The 2,529-nt window shown below is 43.4% G+C and carries 2 protein-coding genes; one reads left to right on the top strand and one right to left on the bottom strand.

The annotated features are described in order from the left end of the window. Nucleotides 1-140: 140 nt before the first annotated feature. Complete coding sequence (bchB, locus tag ACE1AT_RS28620; protein ID WP_374874535.1) at nucleotides 141-1,667, bottom strand: ferredoxin:protochlorophyllide reductase (ATP-dependent) subunit B; 1,527 nt, start codon at nucleotides 1,665-1,667, stop codon at nucleotides 141-143. Nucleotides 1,668-2,105: 438 nt separating this feature from the next. Here bchB and ACE1AT_RS28615 point away from each other — a divergent pair, with 438 nt between their 5' ends. Next, entirely contained in the window at nucleotides 2,106-2,441 is a 336-nt protein-coding gene (locus ACE1AT_RS28615) for a type II toxin-antitoxin system HicB family antitoxin (RefSeq protein WP_374874536.1), read from the top strand. The last annotated feature ends 88 nt before the right edge of the window (nucleotides 2,442-2,529 follow it).

Below are 2,529 nucleotides of genomic sequence, written 5' to 3'. Positions count from 1 at the left end.
ACTGTAGTTTTGTAGGTTGGGTGTAGCGACAGCGAAACCCAACATTATAGTCTGGTTAATGTTGGGTTACACTCCGTTCCACCCAACCTACATAATGTCCTTTTTGAAAAACTCCTCTTTTCAAGATGGACGAGGTTTAACTATGCTCCTACAGCTTCCTTCGCAGCATACAGTACTTCAACAGTGATATCCTTAATACCTCGCTCACGAGCAAATTTCTCGGTGTTGCGCTTCACTTTACCACGAACAAAACCGGGAATTTTATTCAATTCTGCGACACCATCTTTAGTCCAGTTGAGGTCAGATTCCGCAGATATACCCTTAGTAATTACTTCTTTTGTATCGTGTCCACCGAAGATTTCTAACAAGTGGTCTTCCATTCCCAGTGTAAAGGAGTTGTAGACCAAGTCGGCAATTTGGTTAGTACCTTCGTAACCCATAAATGGTTTGTAACCAATGGGGAAGTTCTGGATATGGATAGGTGCAGCAATCACACCGCAGGGGATATTTAGACGCTTACCAACATGGCGTTCCATTTGTGTTCCGAAAATAGCCGAGGGTTCGACACGAGCGATCGCATCCCCAATTTGACCATGATCATCGGTAATAATAACTTCATCACAGTATTCGCTGACTTGTTCCCGGAACCAGTCAGCATCATATTTGCAATAAGTTCCAGCCCAAACAACGTGAATGCCCATTTCCCGCGCTAAAATCTTGGTCATAGCGGCGGCGTGGGTATTATCACCAAAGACGACTGCTTTTTTACCTGTTAAGTTTTGACAGTCGATCGAACGGGAAAACCAAGCAGCTTGGGATACATGCAGAGTTTGATCGTTGATGAAGTCTTCGTAGTCAACATCAGCGCCTTGGACATTAACAATCTGCTGAATTTTACGGATGCAACGAGCAGTTTCAACTACGCCCATCGGGGCAATATCTACGTAGGGCATCCCAAATTCTGCTTCCAGGTAACGAGCTGCCATTAAGCCGAGTTCGCGGTATGGGCAAAGATTGAACCAAGCGCGAGGTAGGTTTTTCAACTCGTGAACCGAAGCACCTTCAGGAATAGCAGCATTTACCTCAATACCTAAGTCTGCCATCAACCGTTTCAACTCGGTGCAGTCGTGCTGGTTGTGGAAGCCGAGAGTAGAAATACCGATGATGTTCACAGAAGGTTTTGCGGTTTTACCTTCTGGAAGTTCACCCTTTTTACGAGCTTTTTCAATGTAGAACTGGACAATTTGATGCAGAGTGCGATCGGCTGCTTGCAATTCGTTGACGCGATAGTGGTTCACATCCGCCAGCATCACATCGCCTTTGGCTTCCAACTGCGCCCGTTCGACGAAGTTTTGCAAATCTTCTTGCAGAATACTAGAAGTACAGGTGGGGGTAAGAACAATCAAGTCTGGATGTTCTTCAGCGTCTTTACGGGTGATGTTGTCTACCACCTTTTCTTGGGAACCACGCGCCAAAACGTTGCGATCCACAACACTAGCAGTTACTGGGGTGAAGTCCCGTTCCCGTTCCAGCATAGAGCGCATGACGTTAAAGTAGTCGTCGCCCAGTGGTGCGTGCATGATAGCATGAACGTTTTTGAAAGAGCTGGCAACCCGCAGAGTGCCGATATGGGCTGGGCCTGCATACATCCAGTAAGCCAATTTCATAATAGTGTTCTCCGTTTAAATTAAACCAGGCGTGTCCGAATAAGAGGTGGACTTTTGCGTCTAATTATTAAATCGTTTTTGATTCTCTCAAATGTTCTAGCCTGACAGTAGTTGGCTTCTTGTAAGTTTACATCCCCTAATAAAGCTTGAAACGTTGTTACTGATTGGGATTGGATGCTCTACTAAAACAACATTCGTGTTGCTAAAGTTCAATAAAAATTAATGTTTCGGTAAATTCCTTAGCATTCGAGAACTGACAAGGTGATGATGGCGAGTTGCTGGCGATCGCGGCTAGTTGTAACCATCGCGTGATACTACATATAATACTAGTAGTCTGTAACAAAGATTTTGACAGTCTAAAAAGTTCGTAGTAAGCACTTTAGTGCTTAAACGAGGGCTAAAGCCCCTACTACAAACCTATGAAAATTAGTGTGATGTATAGAGAAATTGAATCAGAAGCAGAAACAAACTGAAAAATCATCTTTAGAATACTATTTAAATCTTCAATATCCTGTGACTTTATATCCTGATCCAGAAGGAGGATATGTTGCTCAAATTAAAGATTTACCTGGATGTCTTTCTCAAGGTGAAACTTTAGAAGAGGCGATGACAAATATAAATGAGGCGCGAGAGTTGTGGATTGAAACTGTGTATCAAGCTGGGGATGAAATACCTTTACCTAGTAATGATGAAACTTATAGTGGTAAGTTGTTGGTACGGATGAAATCCCACCTAAAACTTGGTTTCGTTACCCTAGCCTTAAAATTAGCCTGATAAATGGAGTTTTCAGTTGACCGAAACTTGGGTATTTATGGGGCTAAAAGAGTTGAAACCCTCGCGGCATATACTTGTGTGTACACCG

It is taken from the genome of Pelatocladus sp. BLCC-F211, from assembly GCF_041928655.1.
GTDB lineage: Bacteria > Cyanobacteriota > Cyanobacteriia > Cyanobacteriales > Nostocaceae > Pelatocladus.
This window is presented reverse-complemented; position numbering and strand designations above follow the sequence as displayed.

Bases quoted from the DNA above. Each gene is read 5' to 3' on its own strand.
- bchB (WP_374874535.1), bottom strand. From the start codon at position 1,667: ATGAAATTGGCTTACTGGATGTATGCAGGCCCAGCCCATATCGGCACT.